At 48.0% G+C, this 20,812-nt stretch carries 18 protein-coding genes; 8 read left to right on the top strand and 10 right to left on the bottom strand.

Translation table 11 applies throughout. The features are described from left to right. Nucleotides 1-57 precede the first annotated feature (57 nt). Nucleotides 58-657, top strand: coding sequence for a Uma2 family endonuclease (locus AC5JR3_RS16895; RefSeq protein ID WP_495847718.1), 600 nt, complete (start codon nt 58-60; stop codon nt 655-657). 21 nt (nt 658-678) lie between these two features. Here AC5JR3_RS16895 and AC5JR3_RS16890 read toward each other — a convergent pair whose 3' ends face one another. Further along, nucleotides 679-1,014, bottom strand: a complete 336-nt coding sequence (locus tag AC5JR3_RS16890) for a type II toxin-antitoxin system HicB family antitoxin (RefSeq protein ID WP_495847717.1) — start codon at nt 1,012-1,014, stop codon at nt 679-681. Between the two features lie 162 nt (nt 1,015-1,176). Here AC5JR3_RS16890 and AC5JR3_RS16885 point away from each other — a divergent pair, with 162 nt between their 5' ends. Beyond that, nucleotides 1,177-1,437 (top strand): hypothetical protein, encoded by a 261-nt coding sequence (locus AC5JR3_RS16885; protein WP_495847716.1) that lies wholly within the window; start codon nt 1,177-1,179, stop codon nt 1,435-1,437. A gap of 9 nt (nt 1,438-1,446) precedes the next feature. Here the strand turns inward: AC5JR3_RS16885 and AC5JR3_RS16880 are convergent, their stop codons facing one another. Both AC5JR3_RS16880 and AC5JR3_RS16875 read right to left on the bottom strand, forming a co-directional pair. Further along, the gene (locus AC5JR3_RS16880) at nt 1,447-1,986 is read right to left on the bottom strand and encodes a hypothetical protein (protein ID WP_495847715.1); all 540 of its coding nucleotides are present in this window, start codon (nt 1,984-1,986) and stop codon (nt 1,447-1,449) included. A 403-nt stretch (nt 1,987-2,389) separates the two neighbouring features. Beyond that, on the bottom strand, nt 2,390-3,340 hold the full coding sequence (locus tag AC5JR3_RS16875; RefSeq protein WP_495847714.1) for a metallophosphoesterase family protein: 951 nt from the start codon (nt 3,338-3,340) through the stop codon (nt 2,390-2,392). Nucleotides 3,341-3,485: 145 nt separating this feature from the next. Between AC5JR3_RS16875 and AC5JR3_RS16870 the strand changes: the two genes are divergently transcribed. Continuing rightward, complete coding sequence (locus tag AC5JR3_RS16870; protein WP_495847713.1) at nt 3,486-4,586, top strand: hypothetical protein; 1,101 nt, start codon at nt 3,486-3,488, stop codon at nt 4,584-4,586. Nucleotides 4,587-4,684: 98 nt separating this feature from the next. Here AC5JR3_RS16870 and AC5JR3_RS16865 read toward each other — a convergent pair whose 3' ends face one another. From AC5JR3_RS16865 to gatB, 3 genes are all read right to left on the bottom strand, one after another. Further along, a complete protein-coding gene (locus AC5JR3_RS16865; protein WP_495847712.1) occupies nt 4,685-5,125 on the bottom strand; it encodes a hypothetical protein in 441 nt (146 codons plus the stop codon). Between the two features lie 397 nt (nt 5,126-5,522). Continuing rightward, complete coding sequence (argJ, locus tag AC5JR3_RS16860) at nt 5,523-6,764, bottom strand: bifunctional ornithine acetyltransferase/N-acetylglutamate synthase (protein ID WP_495847711.1); 1,242 nt, start codon at nt 6,762-6,764, stop codon at nt 5,523-5,525. Nucleotides 6,765-7,104: 340 nt separating this feature from the next. Further along, nucleotides 7,105-8,589 carry an Asp-tRNA(Asn)/Glu-tRNA(Gln) amidotransferase subunit GatB gene (gene gatB / locus AC5JR3_RS16855; protein WP_495847710.1) on the bottom strand — a complete coding sequence of 495 codons (1,485 nt, stop codon included), beginning with the start codon at nt 8,587-8,589 and terminating at the stop codon, nt 7,105-7,107. Nucleotides 8,590-8,861: 272 nt separating this feature from the next. Here gatB and AC5JR3_RS16850 point away from each other — a divergent pair, with 272 nt between their 5' ends. Beyond that, nucleotides 8,862-11,651 (top strand): ATP-binding protein, encoded by a 2,790-nt coding sequence (locus AC5JR3_RS16850; protein WP_495847709.1) that lies wholly within the window; start codon nt 8,862-8,864, stop codon nt 11,649-11,651. Nucleotides 11,652-11,669: 18 nt separating this feature from the next. Then, nucleotides 11,670-13,010, top strand: a complete 1,341-nt coding sequence (locus AC5JR3_RS16845; protein WP_495847708.1) for a hybrid sensor histidine kinase/response regulator — start codon at nt 11,670-11,672, stop codon at nt 13,008-13,010. 65 nt (nt 13,011-13,075) lie between these two features. On the opposite strand, the gene AC5JR3_RS16840 is transcribed toward AC5JR3_RS16845, so the two are convergent. After that, the gene (locus AC5JR3_RS16840; RefSeq protein WP_495847707.1) at nt 13,076-13,264 is read right to left on the bottom strand and encodes a chlorophyll a/b-binding protein; all 189 of its coding nucleotides are present in this window, start codon (nt 13,262-13,264) and stop codon (nt 13,076-13,078) included. A 170-nt stretch (nt 13,265-13,434) separates the two neighbouring features. After that, nucleotides 13,435-14,775, bottom strand: coding sequence for an ABC transporter ATP-binding protein (locus AC5JR3_RS16835; protein WP_495847706.1), 1,341 nt, complete (start codon nt 14,773-14,775; stop codon nt 13,435-13,437). Between the two features lie 123 nt (nt 14,776-14,898). Here AC5JR3_RS16835 and AC5JR3_RS16830 point away from each other — a divergent pair, with 123 nt between their 5' ends. Continuing rightward, nucleotides 14,899-15,357: a TSUP family transporter gene (locus AC5JR3_RS16830; protein WP_495847705.1), complete on the top strand. Its 459-nt coding sequence runs from the start codon at nt 14,899-14,901 to the stop codon at nt 15,355-15,357. Then, nucleotides 15,276-16,199, top strand: a complete 924-nt coding sequence (locus AC5JR3_RS16825) for a PhzF family phenazine biosynthesis protein (protein WP_495847704.1) — start codon at nt 15,276-15,278, stop codon at nt 16,197-16,199. The genes AC5JR3_RS16830 and AC5JR3_RS16825 overlap by 82 nt, the downstream gene beginning before the upstream one ends. Before the next feature lie 61 nt (nt 16,200-16,260). Here AC5JR3_RS16825 and AC5JR3_RS16820 read toward each other — a convergent pair whose 3' ends face one another. Continuing rightward, entirely contained in the window at nt 16,261-18,783 is a 2,523-nt protein-coding gene (locus AC5JR3_RS16820) for a DNA gyrase/topoisomerase IV subunit A (RefSeq protein ID WP_495847703.1), read from the bottom strand. 131 nt (nt 18,784-18,914) lie between these two features. Here AC5JR3_RS16820 and AC5JR3_RS16815 point away from each other — a divergent pair, with 131 nt between their 5' ends. Beyond that, nucleotides 18,915-19,313 carry a response regulator gene (locus tag AC5JR3_RS16815; protein WP_495847702.1) on the top strand — a complete coding sequence of 133 codons (399 nt, stop codon included), beginning with the start codon at nt 18,915-18,917 and terminating at the stop codon, nt 19,311-19,313. Between the two features lie 381 nt (nt 19,314-19,694). Here AC5JR3_RS16815 and AC5JR3_RS16810 read toward each other — a convergent pair whose 3' ends face one another. Beyond that, on the bottom strand, nt 19,695-20,579 hold the full coding sequence (locus AC5JR3_RS16810) for a tetratricopeptide repeat protein (RefSeq protein WP_495847701.1): 885 nt from the start codon (nt 20,577-20,579) through the stop codon (nt 19,695-19,697). Nucleotides 20,580-20,812: the final 233 nt, after the last annotated feature.

Raw genomic sequence — 20,812 nt, 5'->3', positions numbered from 1 at the left:
AAGTTCTGCGTACTTCTGCGCCGCTTTGGGTTTGGATTTTTAGGAGCGATCGCTTCCATGGCTATCTCGGTTGCAGACAAACAAGCTACGCCACCACAGGAGGAAAAGCTGATAACTCTATATGGCATTAGTTGGGAGCAGTTTAAAACTATAGAAGCCCAGCTAGAAAACCATCGAGAAGTCAGGCTTTCCTATTTATCAGGGGTAATGGAAATTATGTCTCCGATTGGAGAGCGACACGAGTATGTGAAAAGGACTTTAAGTTATTTGCTAGAAGCCTACATGAGAGAAAAAGGTATCCGCTTCTATGGTCGTGGCGGATTTACCCTAGAAGAACCGGGATATGCTTCTGGTATACCGGATGAGTCTTACTGCATTGGCAGCGATAAAGAAACTCCCGACATCGTAATTGAAGTCATCATCACCAGTGGCACGCTCGACAGACGGGAGTTATACAAACCTAAAAGAGTACCTGAAGTTTGGTTCTGGAAATCTAATCAACTGAGAGTCTTTCGTTTAAATGCCGCTTCTGAGTATGAAGAAGTTTCTAGGAGCGGATTTTTCCCAGATTTAGACCTATCTTTATTACTGCGTTACATTGCCCATCCCGATCAATACGATGCGGTAAATGAATTTGTAGCCGAATTGCGCCAGTAATGGCTGATGTTTTTTCTAGCATCACCTTTTAATCGCGTCTTCGGCGGCTTTTCCTAAAACCTCATCCATCCAAGCATTAATGCTTTTATTTGCTTTTTGAGCAGCGATGAAAATCTGGCGGTGACGTTCTGGAGTTGTACGAAGGGGAAGTTTTCCAGAAAACGGTTTGTCAGGTTCTTGTCCTAATTCCTCGCACCACTCCAGATAATCATCAACTGAGTCATGAAAGCTGTCGCGCACCTCATCAACAGTGTGACCTTGAAATGTCACAACATCTTTAATATCGATAACTCTACCGAAAAGAATTCCGGCGTCTTCATTTACTTCTAGATGAGCTGTATATCCTTTGTATTTCATAAAACTATTAAGTCACCCCCGGCGGCTCAATTCCAGCCTTCTCTAAAAATTCTCGTACAGCTTTTACCGCTCCTTTAAAGGGCTTCTGCGATCGCCACCTAGAAAGAGGAAAATTCAGCAGTCAGCCAGTTACACTGAAATCTATAGCTAAAGGAGTTGGATATGCCTCGCTTAAATCCTTATACGCTACAGATGCAGGTAACTCGCATGTTCGAGCAAGGGCAGTCTTTCTTTGCTACTACCAAGGTGCAAGATTGGCTGACAGAGCGCAACGAAGACCCTAATACCTATGACATCATTTTTCATAAAAAACCAGCACCACCAGGCTCTGAGCAGGTGATGCTGATTGAAATTGAACTACGGCGTAAAGATGGGCAGCCTGTCGATCCGTGGCTACAGGAACAAGCCAATCTCCATGCTTAACGGGGGTAATTACTTACTGGAAGTTGGGAGCATAGGTTCAGCTACTAGAGACGCATCCCAGAAGTAAACGCGATCGCAGTAACGCCTTGAGTTAGAGCAAGTAGCTTCTAGAGAAATATTGCCGATATTAGCGATATTGAGTTCTACCTCTGCGGGTTGTCCGGGAATAAGGTTTCGAGACACCGCCTCAACCTCATCTAAATAAACCTTGACAGTCACAGGAGGGCTATTCACATCGTTATCGCGCATTCCAAATCCTAACTGCAAGGTTTGAAAATTAATGCCTGCCGTATTCGGTTGAATTCTACAAGTCAGGGAGGCATTAGTGTCACCTGGCCCTACAAACATTTTGGATGTATAGACAGCTTTACCGACAGCCACATCTTCAGTTCTGCGACTCCAGTTACCAATTCCCGTATCAACACATTGAGTCCTCAAAAGAAAAATAGGAGGATAGGTTTCCTGGGTAAGAGCCTTGCCTTGTGGTGCCAGCGCTAGAAGCATCAGCGCAGTGGCAATGACTTTACAGTTCAACTTAATTTTTTGCATTGAAAGACGACGATTTATCTGTTCTAGTAGCCTCATTTGCCCATCTGACAAGTTGATTCGATAGGATGGCGGGTGAGGCATTGACTGTTGCTCGCTGCGATATCTTTTGAGAACCACTTGTCACCATTGCAGTTCACACCCAGTTTTACCACAATCAAAGCTTGGTCTACTATTTCCGTCTAAATGTCCTAGCTAGCGCGATCGCTGTCGCCACTCAAAGCTTGCAAGAACTCCAGCAAACCTGCGTCATTATTTGAAGAGTAAATTCAGCGATTAAATTAGTATTTTTTTACAAGGTGAAATTTCAGTGACATGCAAGCAAATATGAGTGAAAAATACTCAAAAAAGGGTGATGTCAGCCTATACGTAGTTCCTGTATTGCTCGGTCAATCTGACAAATAAATTAAGCCGATTTTAGAGGAATTACGGCTCGATCGAACACTCGATGGTCGGTGCTGATACCGCGAAGGATTAGGCGATCGCGATACACCTCATACGCCGCAAAACTTAGCTGAGATGCTGAGTGAGCCGTCCACTTAGAACGCCCGACGGGTCGTAATCCTGCCCCTGCACCACAGGTTAAATAAGTCGTGCCATTGAGCGGGTGCGTGCGCTCATAAGTATGGTCGTGACCGTTGATATATAACTGAACGCCATATTGCTGAAATAGGGGTGTCAGCTTTTTAATCAGCTCATGGTTTACCCCATAGTGACCGGATGAGTACATTTGGTGATGTCCAACAACCACTTTCCAGGGTGCATCACTGCGGCTGAGTTCTTTGTCCAGCCAAGGAAGCTGATTTGTCCAATCAGCATTGTGGTTGGTATCAAGGGCGAAAAACTGTACATCGCCACGACGGAAGGTATAGTAACGTCCCTGCATATTGAAGCCCGGATAACGTACCTGTGGCTCGCCGTTATCGGTGCGGATGTCATGATTGCCTAAAACCGCTTGAAACTTGACGCCCCGTTGCAGCAACCCTTGATAAGGCTGCTCAAACACGGCACCAATCTTTTCGATCTCACCGTCGTTGTAAATATTGTCTCCCGCGAGGACGGCTAAATCATAAGGATTGAGCTGGTGAAAGCGAGTCATTGCCGCTGCTACGGCGTATTGACCTGTTGCACCCGTTCCCGTGTCAGCAAGGGAGACAAAGCGGAGCAGAGGTTGTTCTGAGTTGCGGAGGGTGTCGGTTGAGGTGGCTAGCCCTGATTCTGAGACGAAGTTTACGCCGTCTGTTGAGTTAGCAGCGCTGCTTTGAGTTATTTGACGGTGGAGCAGTTTGCTCAAACCCGCTAAACCCAAACCACTAAGAGTACTTAAAATAATAAATTTACGACGTTTCATGCTCATGGCTATTTAATGTTCTTCCTAGCGATCGTTTAGCTCAAGACTGCGGGCAAGGTCGATAGAAGTGATAAATTTGTCCTGTAGGGGCAGCTTCCCGTAAGAATTTACCGCATTTATGCCGATTGGTGCTGCCTAGGAGGGAGATTGCATGTCAGAAGATCAACCAAAGCAGCCAGAATCAGCCAATTCACAACCGCAAAGGTCACAAATACCACCTGTGACTGAAGAGTCAGATACAAAGTTTCAAACTAGCAGTGAGTCGGTGAAGTCCATGAGAAACCGAGAGCAACCCTTTCTCAAGGCGCAGACTATCAAAATCTTGCGCGGCACTATCGGACTACTCGAAGGTGTTGTGGAAAGCCTGGAGACTGAGCCAGTGGCTGAACTTCCACCCACGGCTACACCGTCAGCGACGACGCCTAGATTCGATGCAGCCACCTCGGAACCTGTCTTGGATGTGCCAACAGAAGCATCAGACGTAGAGTTTGAGGAAATTACAGAGCCTACTGAGACGCCAACAGCGACACCAGAACCTATACCTGTAAGCCGCACTGAGCAGCCAGTTGTCTCCACTCCAGCACCAGTTGTTGAGGAACCAGTTAAGCCAAAAGGGTTAAAGCCAGCAAAACCGAAACTAACTGATCGCGTGCTGCCGAGTTTCCCCAGAGTTCAGACTTTGTGGGATGGTGTACTAGGAAAAATTCGCTCGTTCCTACCAGAATCTTTGAATGCAAAGTTATCGGACTGGGCAATTACAGGCGCGATCGCGGCACTCATTGTTGTTATCCTGTGGACAACAGCGGCACTCTTACCACAGACACCCGCCCAGCAAGCTAAAGCTCCTCCCGCTGAGGTTGAAGCCCCTCCAGAGCTGACAGCACCGAAGCCAGAAGTCCCTGTAAAAGAGCTACCACCACCCCCACCGGAACTCACTCCAGAGCAAAACCTGATTGCCTCGATTCAAACGCAAGTCAGCGAAATCACAGAAAAGTATACCGGGGGGTTAATTCAGTCGATTCAAGCTAACTTTCAGGGAAGCCGCTTGATTGTTACCGTTAGCGATCGCTGGTACGAGCTAAAACCCGCTCAACAAAACAAATTGGCAGACGAAACGTTGAGCCGTTCTCAAGAGTTGGACTTTAGCAAGCTAGAAATTGTCGATCCTGAAGGCACCTTACTTGCCCGCACTCCGGTTGTCGGCAACAACATGGTAATTCTGAAGCGAGAGGAATTAGCCGCCAATTTATAAGTGGCTAGCTGCAATAAAATAGCCCCTCTATCTGGTACCGAAATAGAGGGGCAGTAACTTAACCAAAAGCTTCTGGTATTAGTAGTAAAAAGTGGCTACTATCGAGTGAAGACCACGACATCGCCGCCGCTGAGAACGTTGATTGCAATAACGTCAGTAACGGCAACATTGTTCTGATTGAGAGCATCTTTAATGATCTCGTTGTTGTTGAGAACATTCTGTAGCTCGACAATCTCTACATTGTTTCTGTTCAGTACATTATTCAGTGCCCGGATATTACTGCCCCTGAGCAAATTGTCGGCACTTACAACCCGCACCTCTTCAACCGTCAGGTCGTTGAGCGCATTAAGTTCACCAATCTGAGCATTAATGTTGTTGAGAGCGGCAACTAAGTTACCGAAAGTAACTTGTCCTTCCTGCTGTTGGGCGATTAAAGTTTGTGTCATCGGCGCGCCTTGGGCGAATGCGATCGCTGGAATTCCCAACATCAGCAAACTACCACTCAGGATGGAAGCGATCCGTGCTTTATTGTTATTCATTTTGAAATCTCCAAAGATTCTTGTTTTTCTGTTTGAGTTGAAACTTACAGAGTCAGTCGCTACACCTACTACAGATAGCGCATTAATTCAGGATCAAGCACTGCATATAGTGTTTTGAGCGCTGAACTCTGTAACTGTTATTAACGATACATTTTTGATCGGGCTAGTCCGCCTATCTAAAGCACTACGTTTTTCTGTTTATAGAATCTCGCTAAGGTTAGAGCCTAAAATTGTTCCCCAAAAAAAGTCGAATATTAAAATTAGCCCTAATGCAGTAACTGAGGAGATTATGCCTCAAAGCAAAGCGCCCCCTTGACTCTCATCCGCGCCAGGGAGCTAAATTTTATAGCCGCGACTTGTATTTGCCCTCAAGCAATACTGAAAGGCGATCGCCTCTTCAAGTCGTATATTCCGCGTTAATCTTCACGTAGTCGTAACTCAAGTCGCAGCCCCACGCCGCTCCGGTTCCGGAGCCATTACCGACACTGACAGAGATTAAAACCGTATCCTCTTTTAAATAAGCTCCGGCGGCGGATTGCTTCAAGTAGGCACTAGCCGCCCCACGGTCAAAGGGTAGGGGTTGACCCTTGTCCATCAGCAAAAAGTCTCCCAACTGAATTTTCAGGTCTTCTTGCTCAAAGGGAATGCCTGCACGTCCGGCGGCGGCGGCGATGCGTCCCCAGTTAGGGTCGCGACCAAAGATGGCTGATTTGACTAAAGAGGAACCCACGATGGTTTTAGCGATTTGACGCGCCGATGCGTCATCTGCTGCGCCTGTAACTTGCACTTCGACCAGACAGGTTGCCCCTTCTCCATCCCGCGCGATCGCTTTTGCCATGTACTGACAAACCGCCGTCAGCATCGCTTCTAATTTCTCAGCTTCCTCTCCCATCTCTGTAATCGCAGCCGTTCGGGATTGACCGTTTGCCAGGGCAATCAAGGTGTCGTTGGTGCTGGTATCCCCATCAACGGTAATTTGGTTAAAACTTCTATCTGCTGCGCGGCTCAACATCTGTTGCCATAGGGAGGTTGAGACTGCCGCATCGCAGGTGACGAACGCCAACAACGTCGCCATGTTGGGGTGAATCATCCCCGATCCTTTGCAAATGCCGCCAATCCTCACCGGGCGGTCATCAATGGTGGTTTCTAGGGCAATGGATTTGGTGACTAAATCGGTAGTAACGATCGCTTTGGCGGCGGCGTCAGAACCTGTTTCCGAAGCAGCGGCGACGAGGTTAGGAATGCCTGCGCTGAGAGCATCCATGGGAATTCGCTGCCCAATCACGCCTGTAGAAGCAAGGAGAATGGAGTTTGGAGAAATATTCAGCTCTTGTCCGAGTAACTGAGCGCTAGCAATCGCATCCTTCCACCCCTGTTCCCCGGTAGCAGCATTCGCTTGTCCGGCATTGCAGAGAATTGCTCTGGCACTGTGTTTGGCTTGCAGGCGTTGGCGGCAATAATCTACGCAAGCGGCGCGGACATGACTGGTGGTAAAAACACCCGCAGCGATCGCTTCTACCTTAGACAAAATTAAGGCTAAATCCGGTAGTCCTGAGGGCTTTAGTCCGGCTGCAATTCCTGCTGCTCGGTATCCCTTAGGAGCGGTGACACCACCAGAAATTTCCTGCCAGTCTGACATAACGTCCTCCTCCAACCCATCACCTTGTTTGAAAGGCGATTATACCAAGCTGGAGCACTGAAGAATTGTTTATTTGTTGCTATACCAAGTGGCAAAAGATACTACTTCCCCGGCTCTCCTGCTTCTCTAGAGTCTCAAGTTACTAGGGAGTGGGTTTTGAGTAAAGACAAAAAAAAGGAGAGTCACTTAGGTAACTCTCCCGATCATCAGGGTGCATCTACTTATCACAATATAGCATTAGGGGGGTGAGGGGTGTCACCCCCTATTTCATGTTTTTTTGATGAAGATGCGATTTTTCTTGGTCTGGGGCTAAAAATTTCTTGCCCCGACAAGAGGTGGACTAGCCTTTGAGCTTCTTACTCAGAATTTGGTTAGTCAGCTTGGGGTCAGCGCGACCGCTGGTTTTCTTCATCACCTGTCCGACGAAAAAGCCTTGCAGCTTGGTTTTGCCGTTGCGAAACTGTTCGAGTTCTTTAGGATGATCGGCGATCGCTTCGTCGATAATCTTTTCGAGTTCGCCAGTATCGGAGATTTGAATCAGACCTTTGCGTTCGACCAATTCTTTGACAGAACCGCCTTGAGCCAGCAGTTCAGGCAGAATATCTTTGGCAATTTTGCCGCTGATGGTGCCATCTTCAATCAAGGTGACGAGTTCTGCCAGGATGAGGGGTTTAAGAGCGATCGCGTCAATATTCAACCTTTCTGTGTTGAGGTGAGCGGCAATATCTCCCATCACCCAGTTAGCGATTTGCTTAGGATTAGCATTCGCCGTCACCGCTGCTTCAAAGTACTCGGCAACCAAGCGGTCATCCGTCAGCACCCGCGCATCGTAGGCAGAAAGCCCAAACTCGTTTTCATAACGATGCCGCTTTAGTGCCGGAAGTTCCGGTAACTCGCTGCGCCATTGCTCTAACTGCTCTTTAGAGACTTCAATGGGAGGCAGGTCTGGTTCCGGGAAATAACGATAATCGCTAGAACCTTCCTTCATCCGCATACTCACAGTGCGTTGAGCGCCTTCTTCCCAAAGCCGCGTCTCTTGGAAAATTGGTTCTCCCGCTTCCAACGCCGCGATTTGCCGCTCAATTTCGTGGTCAATTGCCTTGTGGATGGCACTAAAAGAGTTCATGTTTTTGATTTCGACTTTGGTGCCAAATTCCTTTTGTCCCACAGGACGGATAGAAATGTTGACATCGCAGCGCAGGGAGCCTTCTTGCATGTTGCCATCACTGACACCGAGATAACGCATAATCCGGCGCAGCTCTTGACCGTATTCTGCCGCCTCTTGTCCAGAACGGATATCGGGTTCCGAGACAATTTCTAAAAGTGCTACACCAGCACGGTTGTAGTCGAGCAGAGAGTAGGTAGAACCAGAAAGGCGATCGCTTCCCCCATGCACAGATTTCCCAGCATCTTCCTCCATGTGCAGGCGAGTAATGCCGATTTTCTTGCGAATCGGGTTGCCATCGGGATCGGGAAGTTCGATTTCTAGCCAACCATGCTCAGCAATCGGCAAATCGTACTGAGAAATTTGATAGTTTTTCGGCAAGTCAGGATAAAAATACTGCTTACGGTCAAACTTACTGTAGGGGGCGATTTGGCAGTTTAGGGCAAGACCCGCTTTCACCGCATATTCAAGAACTTTCTGATTCAATACAGGCAAAACTCCTGGCAGCCCCAAGCAAATGGGGTCGATATTGGTGTTGGGAGTATCACCAAATTTTGCCGAGGAACTTGAGAAAATCTTAGTTTCAGTGCTGAGTTGGCAGTGGGTTTCTAAACCAATAACTGCTTCATACTTGGTTTTTGCGAGTGTAGCAGTCGTCATAAGCGCTCTAATATAGATGTTTCAGCAACACTTTACTTCTATTTTAACGGTTTGAAACGACCTCAAAGCTTCGTATTTCAATGACTGTGACGGAGGGATTCATCCCTTGATCGGCAATGCCCTTTTTGTGGTGCCATGACTGGAAAACGGTGGCGCGATCGCTTTTGTGACTTTTTGTAGCAATAAGTACAGATTTTAGAGTAGACAGGTGGTTATGCGCCCAACTTGGGAACTCTAAGACGTATACCCTAGGCTAAATAGTTCTTAGTGCCATGCTGTCAAAGTCCACTAAAATCCCCTTGCGGGCTGTATTAGTCGTTCCTTTTATCCTGCAAATCTTTGCGGCGGTAGGACTGACAGGCTACTTATCACTGCGGAATGGACAAAAAGCTGTTAACGAACTAGCCGCCCGATTAGAAACTGAGGTCAGTCAGCGAGTCAACCAACACCTCGATAGCTATGCCTCTGCAACTCGCTATCTAACCCAAATTAATGGCGAACAGATAGACCTAGAATTGCTCAACCTGGAAAATGCCGACCAACTGGCGCAATTTTTCTTCAAACAAGTCAAAACCTACAACGTGGGATACATCCTTTTCGGCTCTCCAACGGGAGAATTTATCGCCTCTGGTTACTATCGCGAGGCAACCATACCCCACCATGGCACCCCCGATATCAGCTTAGTTTTACCCAAACGCTACGGCAACGCTGACCTCCACAACTACACTGCAAATGAGCAAGGCAAAGCCACTGAGCTATTTGAAATTACTAAAAATTACCAGTATCAAAAAGAAGGCTGGTATGCCAAAGGAATTGAAACACGTCAGCCCAGATGGAGCGAGATTTATCAGTGGGAAACCAACAATTACCCGCTTTCTATTGCCACGAGTTGGCCCCTTTACGACAAAAGCGGCAAGCTAATTGGCAGTGTTGGGGTCGAACAGCGCCTTTCCCAAATCGGGGACTTTTTACGCCAAATCAAAGTTAGCCCTTTCAGTAAAATTTTTATCCTAGAGCGCAATGGTTTTTTAGTCGCTAATTCCAGCGATGCGCCTGTGTTCTCTCTAGTGAATAAACTCCCCCAACGCTTGCGAGGCGTAGAAAGCCAAGATCCTTTAATTCAAGCAACCTCTCAATACCTGAAAAACCACTTTGGCAGTCTCAAGGTGATTCAAGAGCGTCAGCAACTAGAGTTCATGGTGCAGGGTCAGCGCCAATTTGTCCAAGTGGCACCTTGGAAAGATGAATGGGGATTGGATTGGTTGGTGGTTGTTGCCATGCCCGAATCTGATTTTATGGGACAAATTAATGCCAACACAGCCAATACAATTCTGCTGTGTTTAGGGGCGTTGGGACTGGCAACGATTTTAGGCTTTTATACCTCTCGCTGGATTGCTCGACCGATTCGGCGGCTGAGTCAGGCTTCTGAAGCGATCGCGGAAGGGAAATTAGAGCAAAACATTGCATCCACAGGGGTCAAAGAACTCAATGTTCTGGCTGAATCTTTTAACCGCATGGCGCAGCAATTGCGGGACTCTTTCACCGCATTGGAAAAAACTAACCAAGAACTTGAACGGCGAGTGGAACAACGCACCGCAGAACTGCAATCTGCAAAAGAAACGGCTGACAATGCCAACAAAGCTAAGAGTGAATTTCTTGCCAATATGAGTCACGAGTTACGCACGCCTCTAAATGGGATTTTGGGCTATACCCAAATTCTCCAACGCAGCGAACCGATGACGGAAAAGGGGCTTAAAGGGGTGAGCATCATCCATCAGTGCGGCTCTCATCTGTTGATGCTGATCAACGATATCCTCGATTTGTCTAAGATTGAAGCCCGGAAAATGGAATTGAATCAGAGCGACTTTCACTTTCCGGCTTTCTTACAAGGTGTTGCGGAAATCTGTCGCATTCGTGCTGAGCAAAAAGGGATTACCTTTATTGACGAAATAGACACAAACCTGCCGACTGGCGTTCGTGCTGATGAAAAGCGCTTGCGGCAATTATTGATTAATCTTTTGGGCAATGCGATCAAGTTTACCGATCAGGGGAGTGTCACTCTCAAAGTTGAAGTGATTACCCAAGCAGATACCGCACCTGTGCAAAATTCAATTCCTGTTTATCGAGTTCGCTTCTTGGTAGAAGATACGGGAATTGGCATGACTTCAGAACAGCTAGAGAAAATTTTCTTACCCTTTGAGCAGGTTGGAGATACTAAAAGACAAGCAGAAGGAACTGGGTTGGGACTCGCCATTAGTCAAAAAATTGCTTTGCTGATGGGTACGAGCCTAGAAGTCCAGAGTGACTTTGGCAAAGGTAGCAAATTTGGGTTCGAGGTGGAACTACCGGAAGCGCAAAACTGGGCAAACTCTTCTCGGGTGGTTCAGCACGGAACTATTGTTGGCTATCAGGGAGCCTTACGGAAAATTTTGGTGGTTGATGACCGTTGGGAAAACCGTTCTGTTCTAGTGAGTTTGCTGGAACTGATTGGTTTTGAAGTGATTGAAGCCGTTGATGGTCAGGAAGGCTTAGACAAAGCAGTAAAGGTTTGTCCTGACCTGATTATTACTGATTTGGTAATGCCTGTGTTGGATGGTTTTGAGATGCTGAGACATCTACGACAGTTATCGCAGTTTAGAGAAATTCCGGCGATCGCCTCTTCTGCCAGTGTCTTTGAAGCGGATCAATTTAAAAGTGTAGCGGCGGGTGCGAATGAATTTTTACCCAAACCCATCGAGGCTGAAACACTCCTAGAATTTATCCAGTACTACCTCAACTTGGAATGGATTTATGACACTGAGGTTGCATCTTCCGGTGCAATGGCTTCCGCTATTCCACAAAGCGATTTGGATTCTCTAATTTTACCTTCACCAGAGATATTACAACACCTCCAAGAGCAAGTGGAAATGGGAGATTTGGATGGAATTGTTGAGGAAGCACAGCAACTTGCCAAATGTGATGCTCAACTCACTCCCTTTGTTCGTCAAATTTTAGAACTGGCTGAAAACTACGAACTCAATTCATTAGCGGCTTTACTCAAACAATTTAATCCCACTACATAACTTTTTAAAGTATTAACCATGCATGAGCATCCGACAGGATTTATTTTAATCGTAGATGACAACTCAACTAATTTATCGGTACTTTCTCAATCCCTTAAACAGGTAAAACTGAAAGTACGGGTAGCAATGGATGGAGTTAGTGCTATTAATATTGCTGCTCAGCAGACTCCTGAACTAATCTTGCTGGATGTGCAGATGCCAGGGATTGATGGTTTTGAAACCTGTGCCCGCTTGAAAGCAAATCCATTGACTCAGGCAGTTCCAGTCATCTTTATGACAGCAGTGGCAGATACAGACAGCAAAGTCAAAGGACTTTCTTTAGGGGCTGTAGATTACATTACTAAACCCTTTGAAGAACAGGAAGTGATTGCTAGAGTCAACGTACATTTGCAATTACGACAGTTGACTAAAGCGCTAGAAGAGAAAAACGCACAACTCCAACAGTGGAAAGACTCCCTTGAGGAACGGGTTGCAGAACGAACGGCTGAACTCTCACAAGCTTTAGAGAGTTTACAACAATCCCATTTACAACTAGTGCAGAGTAAAAAAATGTCTACTTTGGGACAATTAGTTTCAGGGATTGCCCACGAACTCAATAATCCAATTGGATGTATTGCGAGTAATTTAGCCCCAGCGTTTGAGTATGTGACTGAGCTGACTAAGGTAATTGAGTTTTATCAACAGTTTTGTCCTGAAACGACATTAAAGCTCCAACAAACCCTGAAAGATATTGATGTTGAGTTTACGCTGGAAGATTTGCCAAAGTTACTGGGTTCGATGCAATTAAGTGCCGAACGAATTCAGGATATATCGATTTCTCTGCGGACTTTTTCGCGTTCTGATACAAAAAATAGGGCACGGATTAATTTGCATAATGGGCTGGAGAGTACCCTAACTATTTTGCGTTATCGGATGAAGGGAATCAGCAAGCCAAGTGCTGAGAGGGCGTGCCAATCTCCTGCAATTGAAGTCATCAAGGACTATGGCGATTTACCGGAAGTGGAATGTTATCCAGGATTGCTGAACCAAGTATTTATGAACCTGCTTGCTAATGCAATTGATGTTCTCGAAGAATCTTTACCCCCTAAGCCTCAGATTCGGATTCAGACAACACGAAGCGATGAATTTGCCGTTATTCGCATTGCCGATAATGGTAAAGGGATGCCCGTTGAGGTGCAGCAACAGGCATTTGAGCAGTTTTTCACTACAAAAGCGGCTAGCAAAGGTACGGGTTTAGGGTTGTCTATTGCTCGTCAGATTGTGGAGGAGAAACATGGTGGTAAACTCAGTGTTACCTCTGAAGTCGGTCAAGGAACAGAATTTGCGATCGCCTTACCCATCTCCTCAACCGCTACATAAACAACTGGGGACACCCCTAAAGGCATCCCCAATCATTTGGATTAAATTTTTATGGCGCAACCGTCTTACAGCAAGCCCCAGAAGTGCAGTACACCTTGACCAGAGGAAAGTTCGATAGCTAGAGCGACTACAAAGCCGAGCATCGCCAGACGACCGTTCCAGATTTCAGCTTGAGGGCTGAAGCCACCTTTCCAAGCATTGCGCTCTTCAGGATTCATAATCGGTTGGTTGGGGGAGTTGTTTAAGTTAGTCATTTTTGTTGTTAACTGTTTCTTTGCGAATATTTTTTCTTGCAGCTTTCGTTGCTTGACCGCTGCTCTATGTAAATAAATGTAACTGATTTCGGGCTAGGATCTATCCCTCTGAGGTTATAAACCTGTAATCCCAACAGCCGGGGTTGACAAAAAACGATAAATTTAGTATTTTAATCAGCTACTTGTGAGGCGATCGCCAATTGGGTTTTTGGGTCAAACAGGTGAATCTTGTCTGGTAGCATCGAGAGCCAAAGTTGCTCACCCACTTTCACCGCTCGCTCCGGTGGAATTCGCACCCGTAAGGTCGTGCTAGTCTCGCAGAGACAGGCGGATAGATAAGTATCGTTACCTAAAGCTTCTACCAGCTCAACTTGTACCAGCAAGTTTTTGGGAGCAGGAGGCGCAATCTGCAAGTGTTCTGGGCGAATGCCGAGGATTAATTGTTGCCCGTCGTACTTTTGCAGTGCCGTTTCCCAGGTTTCTGAAAGCGTGAAGCGAAACTGAGGGTGAGTGATCAGTAGGGGGGCTTTGAAGTGAACAGGTAGGAAATTCATCGGCGGAGAACCGATAAATTCTGCCACAAACTGGTTAGCCGGGTGGTTGTAGAGTTCTAAAGGTGGGGCAATTTGCTGAATTTGCCCTTGATTCATCACCGCAATGCGATCGCCCATTGTCATCGCTTCGGTTTGATCGTGGGTGACGTAGATAGTGGTTGTCCCCAGTTGACGTTGAAGTTTCACAATATTAGAGCGGGTTTCGGTGCGGAGTTTGGCATCTAAGTTGGATAGAGGCTCATCCATCAAAAACACTTGCGGGTTGCGGGAAATCGCCCGTCCTAGTGCTACTCGTTGCTTTTGTCCGCCGGAGAGTTCTTTTGGCAATCGGTTCAGCAGCGGCTCGATTTGTAATGACTGAGCAACAGTACGCACCTGCTCGTCAACCGCTTTTTCCGGCTCAGAAAGATACCGCAGTCCTTTAGGAAGCGATCGCGTTATCCACACTAGCGCTTTCTCTGCCCACTCCTGCACCCTCATCTCAATCGCTCTAGACTGATTACGGGAACGGCGGGGTGCCATGTCTCCAGGCTTCTGCGTGCGCCGTAGCCCAAAGGCGATGTTGTCATAAACCGTCAAGTGGGGGTAGAGGGCGTAGTTTTGAAACACCATGGCGATGTCCCGTTCTTTGGGAGGTAAATCATTAACTCGCTGCTCTCCCACCCAGATATTGCCGCCTGTAAGGTCTTCCAACCCAGCAATCACGCGCAGTAAGGTGCTTTTCCCGCAGCCAGAAGGTCCCACCAGCACCATAAACTCGCCATCTTTTACACTGAGGTTAATTCGCCGCAAAACATTGACACTGGTGGGTGATTGCTGTGCAGGTTTGTCAAAGGCGATCGCTGGCGCTTCATCAGTAGGCGAGAGTAAAGGTTCTGCCGTTACGGGAGTGGCGGTTGGCTCGCCCTGACGCGCGAGAAAGCTTTTATAAACATTTTCTAGAACAACCTGCGCCACGATGAATAGTACCCTTGATGCGAGCGTTAGATAATTGACTGACTGTTCGATTTGTACCTTAGCCGTGAGCATTAAGCAAAATCATTCATTTTCCCGCCCGCGACTGGCATTCCTCTATGCGCAGTGCCGATTGGGCTGTTAGGTGGGCTAATGGGCTTAGGTGGTGCAGAGTTTCGGCTGCCCGTTTTAGTCGGTTCCTTGCGGTATTCTGCCCGCCAAGCCATACCCCTGAATCTCGCCGTCAGCTTAGTCACCATTACCGTAGCACTGGCAACCCGCATCGGAACACTTTCATTTCAGCCTGTTCTCACTTTGTTACCTGCTGTGTTTGCCCTGATTGCTGGAGCTGTTGTTACCGCTTTTTCTGGGGCGGTGCTAGGAAGTCGGCTGTCGAATGAGCGGCTTGAGCAAATTATTTTAGTGCTATTGGTGAACTACTCTAGGAATTTCGGCAAAACTGTTAATTTTGATGGAAAAACCCAGAGGGTAAGAGAGGAAAAATGGAATTCAAACACTACCGTTTCTACACGGCTGATATCTTTACAGATCGAGTCTTTGGGGGCAACCAGCTTGCCGTCCTAATCGATGCTCAAGGACTCAGCACCGAACAAATGCAACAGATTGCCAGGGAGTTTAACCTCTCGGAGACGGCGTTTGTGCTGCCAGCCCAGACCCCAGGACATGACCGCCGTTTGCGTATCTTTACCCCAAGGGTTGAACTTCCTTTTGCTGGACATCCCACCGTTGGTACTGCCTACGTTTTAGCCGCAACGGGAGAAATCTCCCTCACCGGGGAAGAGACAACGATTGTCTTAGAAGAAGAAGTAGGAGCGATCGCTGTTAAAATTCGCGCTGAGGGGGGTAAACCCGTTTACTCGGAACTGAGTGCGGCAAAAATGCCAGAGTTTGGTGCCGCGCCTCCGTCTATAGAGGCTTTAGCCGCCGTGCTGTCTCTCGAAACCACTGACTTTTTAGCAGACGGGGAAGTACAGGCGGTTTCTTGTGGGGTGCCATTTCTGTTTGTACCCTTACGCGATCGCTCTGTCTTACAGCGAGTTCAACTCAACCGCGAAAAGTGGCAGCAAGTACTCGCCGACTATTGGGCACCCCATGTGTATGTGTTTACCGATGACACCGAGTTAAGAGGATCAAATGTGCGATCGCGTATGTTTGCCCCGGCGTTGGGGGTTGATGAAGACCCCGCCACAGGAGCCGCCGCCACCGCCCTAGCCGGGTATTTGGGCAGTCGTCGCGACGAAACTAACGGTACATTGCGTTGGGTTGTAGAACAAGGATGGGAGATGGGACGCCCTAGCTTGCTACAGGTGGAAGCCGATAAACAAGATGGCGATATCGTAGCAATTCGGGTGGGTGGCTCGTCTGTGCTAGTGAGCCAAGGAGCGATCGCTGTTCCGTTTAGTTAGAGTCCCCCTAGCGTGGAGAGCATCCACAGCCTTTCCGGGAAGCGTTCAACACTCCTTCTTCTCAAGAATTCTCCTCCGTTACCACAGTAACTTTTGCAATCGTTTCCCCGGCTTTAAGTTTCACCAACTGCGAACCCGCGCCATCTTTGTTCAATAACTTGACGGATTTCATCGGTACATGCACCATCTGTTCTGTGCTGGTTGCCAAAATAATTTCCGTCTTCGGCTGAGCAAGAAGCATGGCTTTGAGAGTGTCAGCGGAGGTTTTAAATTGCAGCGCTTGGGTGCCGAGGTCGCCGCGATTGGCTTGACGAATGCCAGCGACAGGGAGGCGCTTACCGTATCCCTGTTGAGTCACTAGCAGGAGATCATCTGCTGTCTTCAGGGTTACGCAGCCGACGATTTGCTCCCGACGCCGCAAGCGGCTGACTTGATTACCTTGGGCGGTGCGTCCCATGATCGGCAGTTGTTCGTCGTTAATTTCAAAACGCAGCAGCCGACCATTGCTGGTGGCGATAACGATGTTTTCTCCAGCTTCCGCAAGACTGACGTATTGCAATTGGTCGTCTTCTTTGAGCTTAATCAACGTCAATCCACGACTGGTGAGGTTAGTAAGTTCAGAGGCAGATAAGCGCTTAATTTTACCGTTTTGTGAGAGCAAGATTAAGTCGCGCTTTTCTGGGGCATCAGGAAGCAGGAAGTGAGTAACAACGGTATCGGGCTGGGCAGATTCTGGCAGCAGGTTGGCTAAGGGAACGCCAGATTTTCGCCCGATCATGGGGGGAATATCCTGCACTTTCACGCTGTAGGCTTTGCCTGTAACCGTAATCAGGATCAGTTCTTGGTCAGTTTGAGTTAGTTGTGTCTCAACAACAATGCCATCGCCTTTTTTCCTAAAGGAGTTAGGGGCTTTGTCAGAGGTGGGGCGCTGTCGTTGCACCGCACCTTTATAAGTAAATTCCAGCAGGACGGGTTCTGCTTCAGGGGTTGGTTCTTCAAGAAGTAAGTCCTGAGGTTTTTGTTGTGCGTCCTGAGGTTTGGAGGGTGAGTCTTGAGTTTTGGCGTCTCTATTGCTCCTAGCGGATTTAGTCAGGATTTTGGTGCGTCGGCGATCGCTATATTTACGCTTGAGCGATCGCAAATCTTTTTTCAGCGCTTTGAGCAGTTCTTGGCGATCGCCTAGCAAGCGCTGTAATGCTTCAATCTGTACCGTCAGTTCATCAAACTCCGTCTGCAATTTTTGTCGCTCTAAGCCTGTAATCCGACGCAGAGGCATAGCGAGAATGGCGTCCGCCTGTATTTCGCTGAGGTCTAACCGTTCTTGTAGGGAAACTTTAGCCGTTGTGCCATCGGGGGCAGCTTTGAGGATATCAATCACGGCGTCTACCTGCCCCAAACAGGTCAGCATTCCTGCGACTAGATGCCGACGTTTTTCGTCCTGCTGGAGTTCGTCGTTGTACTGCCGGGTCAGGGTTTGTTCGCGGAAGCGCAGAAATTCTTCTAATAGCTGCCGTAGCGTTAGCTGGCGCGGTTGTCCGTCCACCAAAGCCAGCATAATTGCCCCAAAGTTCGTTTGCAGGGCAGTTTGCTTGTAAAGCTGCTTCAGGACGCTTCTCGGTTGGAAATCCCGTTTGAGTTCAATGACGACGCGCATCCCTTCGCGATCGCTTTCGTCTCGCAAGTCCGCAATGCCCTCCAAGCGTCCTTGGTTCACCAAGTCCGCCATTTTTTCGATCCAGCCAGCCTTATTTACCTGGTAAGGCAACTCTGTGACGATAATTGCCTGACGCCGATGCCGTCCCCGACCGCCTTGCACTTCCTCAATGTTCACCACCCCACGCATGGGAATGCTGCCACGACTCGTGCTGTAAGCCTCCCGAATCCCTTGGATCTCAACAATTTCCCCACCCGTGGGAAAATCAGGGCCAGGAATTAACTGCCAGAGCTTTTCATCGGGCAAGTCGGGACGGTCGATCAACGCAATCAGACCATCGACAATTTCGCCTAAGTTATGGGGGGGAATATTTGTCGCCATCCCCACGGCAATCCCGGAACAGCCATTGAGCAATAAAATCGGCAACTGGGCAGGAAGGACTATCGGCTCTTGCTGAGAGCTATCGAAGTTGTCGATAAAATCAACGGTGGCATCGCTAATTTCCGAGAGCATTGCCTCGTGACTCAGGGGAGACAAACGCGTTTCGGTGTAACGCATTGCCGCCGGAGGGTCGTTATCGACCGAGCCAAAGTTACCATGACCTGCCAGGAGGGGATAGCGGCTAGAAAACTCTTGTACCAAGCGCACCAAAGCGTCATACACTGCCTGATCCCCGTGGGGATGGTACTTACCCAAAACATCCCCAACCACACGGGCACACTTTCGATAAGGACGGTCTGGCGTTAAGCCTAATTCGTGCATCGCATACAAAATCCGCCGATGCACGGGCTTTAAACCATCGCGAACGTCGGGTAAGGCACGCCCGACGATTACACTCATGGCATATTCAAGATAAGACCGTTGCATCTCTGCGTGTAACGCGGTGGGGATAACCTGACCAGTTGCAAGCAGGTTCAGTTGTTTTGCCATGAGTTCTAGTTCCTAATTTCTGACCTGAGAGTGCTGACGGCTCGCTTTGGGGATGGCAATATCACAAAGTCCCTGTCAGACTTAATACAACTATTGCGCTTTTGCGTGAAGACGATTCCTCGATGACACCCATGAAAACCGTTCTGATTGTAGAAGACGATCCCATCAATGCTCGTGTTTTTTCTAAGATTCTCAGCAAGCGGGGCGGCTTGAATGTGAAACATACCGAAGATGTGGAAGAAGTGATGCAAATTGCTCAGTCGGGAGCGGCTGACATTATCTTGATGGATGTTTCCCTCGCCCACAGTGTTTACAAAGGCAAGTCGGTTGATGGCATTAAGATTACACAGATGTTGAAAGCGGATAGCCAAACTTCAAATTTGCCGATTATTTTGGTGACGGCTCACGCCATGGAGGGCGATCGCGAAAGCTTTCTCAAACAAAGCGGTGCAGATGGCTACATCTCCAAGCCTGTGGTCGATCATCAACAGTTTGTCGATCAAATCATGGCACTACTACCTAAAGAGTAAGGGCTTGTTGGGATAGGCTATCCCAAACATTGCACCGCAACCACCAGCCTCTTGGTATTTTTTGCGTGTCCGCCTGAAAACCCCTGCGGCAGGTTACCTGCCGCAACCCTCAAGATCTGCATTTGCGTGTCCGCCGTTTTTCTCAACGTTCATTGAACATTAGATTTAGTGAGCGGGAAACGTTGCCGTTTGATGTCGGTAAGTTGTAGGGACAAGGGCAGTGCCTTATCCCTACTGAGTTGGCGAGTTGTGATCAGCTATGGCTAATTACTCATTACGTACATGTGTACTATTTAATGGCAATTTCGGCAAGTTTTTCCCACAAAGATCTTTGATTGCGGCGATGGGGGAGGGGGGATCGGGGGGAGAAAAACAAATAGATCACTCAGGACTCATCTCAATTTGCATCGGTGGTGTTCCGCTTTGGGCAATAGTCGCTTGGATGCGAGGAGTTTGTAGGAATGTTTTAGTGGCGCTTAGTAAGCGATCGCCCCAGAGATTTTCCTGGAGAAACTCCACGTCAGCATAGCGGCCATCTAGGCGAATTGCCGCTTCTCCCAAAGCCAACCCTTTCTCGCGCTGACCTTGAGCATAAAGGGCGACGGCAACAGCTAACTGAGGTTCAGCCGCTTCGCCATCAATAGCGATCGCCTGTTCCCAATGTTTGATCGCCGCCTTCACATCACCTTGTTCGTACTTCACCAGTCCAATATTGTTAATCGCCGGCCAAAAAACCTTTTCTTGAGCAACAGCTTTTTCGTAATGCGCGATCGCCTCAGGGAAGCGTTTTAGCATATAGAGCGAGTTCCCCAAATCAAATAACGCTTCGGGGACATCGGGTTTGATCTTCAACCCCGCTTGCAACTGACTAACTGCTTGGTCATATTCGCCTTTTTGAAAATGGGCAGAACCCAAAGAAAACAAGACACCTGCTTCTTTAGGGTCTAGAGAATGAGCGCGTTTTAACGTCTCAATTCCCTTATCTAGTTCTTCAGTCTGCACATATAAACTTCCCAAAATAAACCAGGTTTGAAAGCTCTTTGGGGCAAGCTGCGTTGCTAACTGCGCTCTGGGAACAGCCAGTTCATACTGCTGAAAGCGTGCTAGCTGAATCGCATCCTGCGCCAGATTTAGGCCTTGCTGCTCTAGTTCCTTGGAATCAAGTTGTGGAGTATAGGGAACAAGCGCCTGTCCAAGAATCGGTGCTTGCACGCCCAGTAAGCCTAGGAGAACAAGAAGAGAGAATAAAGGGATACGCTTAGGCACGGTGGAGCCTCAAAAGATAACTAGGGAATACTATTCAGCTAAATTAACGCATAATCAACAGGCACGTTGCAGAAATTTGAGTAGGTGCATGGTATACCGTGCCCTGACTAGACGACGGAAATCCGTATAACAAAGGTCGGGAAAGGCAATCGGGAGGGGGAAACAATACAGGTAGCATAGAAATAACCCCAGTAAGTTGGCACTAGACCTCTTGCAAAAATGTACCAGACCCC

The organism is Kastovskya adunca (assembly GCF_059505785.1).
Note: the sequence above shows the minus strand (reverse complement) of the source record. Positions and strands in the feature narration are given on the sequence as shown.

Bases quoted from the DNA above. Each gene is read 5' to 3' on its own strand.
- AC5JR3_RS16895 (WP_495847718.1), top strand. From the start codon at position 58: ATGGCTATCTCGGTTGCAGACAAACAAGCTACGCCACCACAGGAGGAA.
- AC5JR3_RS16890 (WP_495847717.1), bottom strand. From the start codon at position 1,014: ATGAAATACAAAGGATATACAGCTCATCTAGAAGTAAATGAAGACGCC.
- AC5JR3_RS16885 (WP_495847716.1), top strand. From the start codon at position 1,177: ATGCCTCGCTTAAATCCTTATACGCTACAGATGCAGGTAACTCGCATG.
- AC5JR3_RS16880 (WP_495847715.1), bottom strand. From the start codon at position 1,986: ATGCAAAAAATTAAGTTGAACTGTAAAGTCATTGCCACTGCGCTGATG.
- AC5JR3_RS16875 (WP_495847714.1), bottom strand. From the start codon at position 3,340: ATGAGCATGAAACGTCGTAAATTTATTATTTTAAGTACTCTTAGTGGT.
- AC5JR3_RS16870 (WP_495847713.1), top strand. From the start codon at position 3,486: ATGTCAGAAGATCAACCAAAGCAGCCAGAATCAGCCAATTCACAACCG.
- AC5JR3_RS16865 (WP_495847712.1), bottom strand. From the start codon at position 5,125: ATGAATAACAATAAAGCACGGATCGCTTCCATCCTGAGTGGTAGTTTG.
- argJ (WP_495847711.1), bottom strand. From the start codon at position 6,764: ATGTCAGACTGGCAGGAAATTTCTGGTGGTGTCACCGCTCCTAAGGGA.
- gatB (WP_495847710.1), bottom strand. From the start codon at position 8,589: ATGACGACTGCTACACTCGCAAAAACCAAGTATGAAGCAGTTATTGGT.
- AC5JR3_RS16850 (WP_495847709.1), top strand. From the start codon at position 8,862: ATGCTGTCAAAGTCCACTAAAATCCCCTTGCGGGCTGTATTAGTCGTT.
- AC5JR3_RS16845 (WP_495847708.1), top strand. From the start codon at position 11,670: ATGCATGAGCATCCGACAGGATTTATTTTAATCGTAGATGACAACTCA.
- AC5JR3_RS16840 (WP_495847707.1), bottom strand. From the start codon at position 13,264: ATGACTAACTTAAACAACTCCCCCAACCAACCGATTATGAATCCTGAA.
- AC5JR3_RS16825 (WP_495847704.1), top strand. From the start codon at position 15,276: ATGGAATTCAAACACTACCGTTTCTACACGGCTGATATCTTTACAGAT.
- AC5JR3_RS16820 (WP_495847703.1), bottom strand. From the start codon at position 18,783: ATGGCAAAACAACTGAACCTGCTTGCAACTGGTCAGGTTATCCCCACC.
- AC5JR3_RS16815 (WP_495847702.1), top strand. From the start codon at position 18,915: ATGAAAACCGTTCTGATTGTAGAAGACGATCCCATCAATGCTCGTGTT.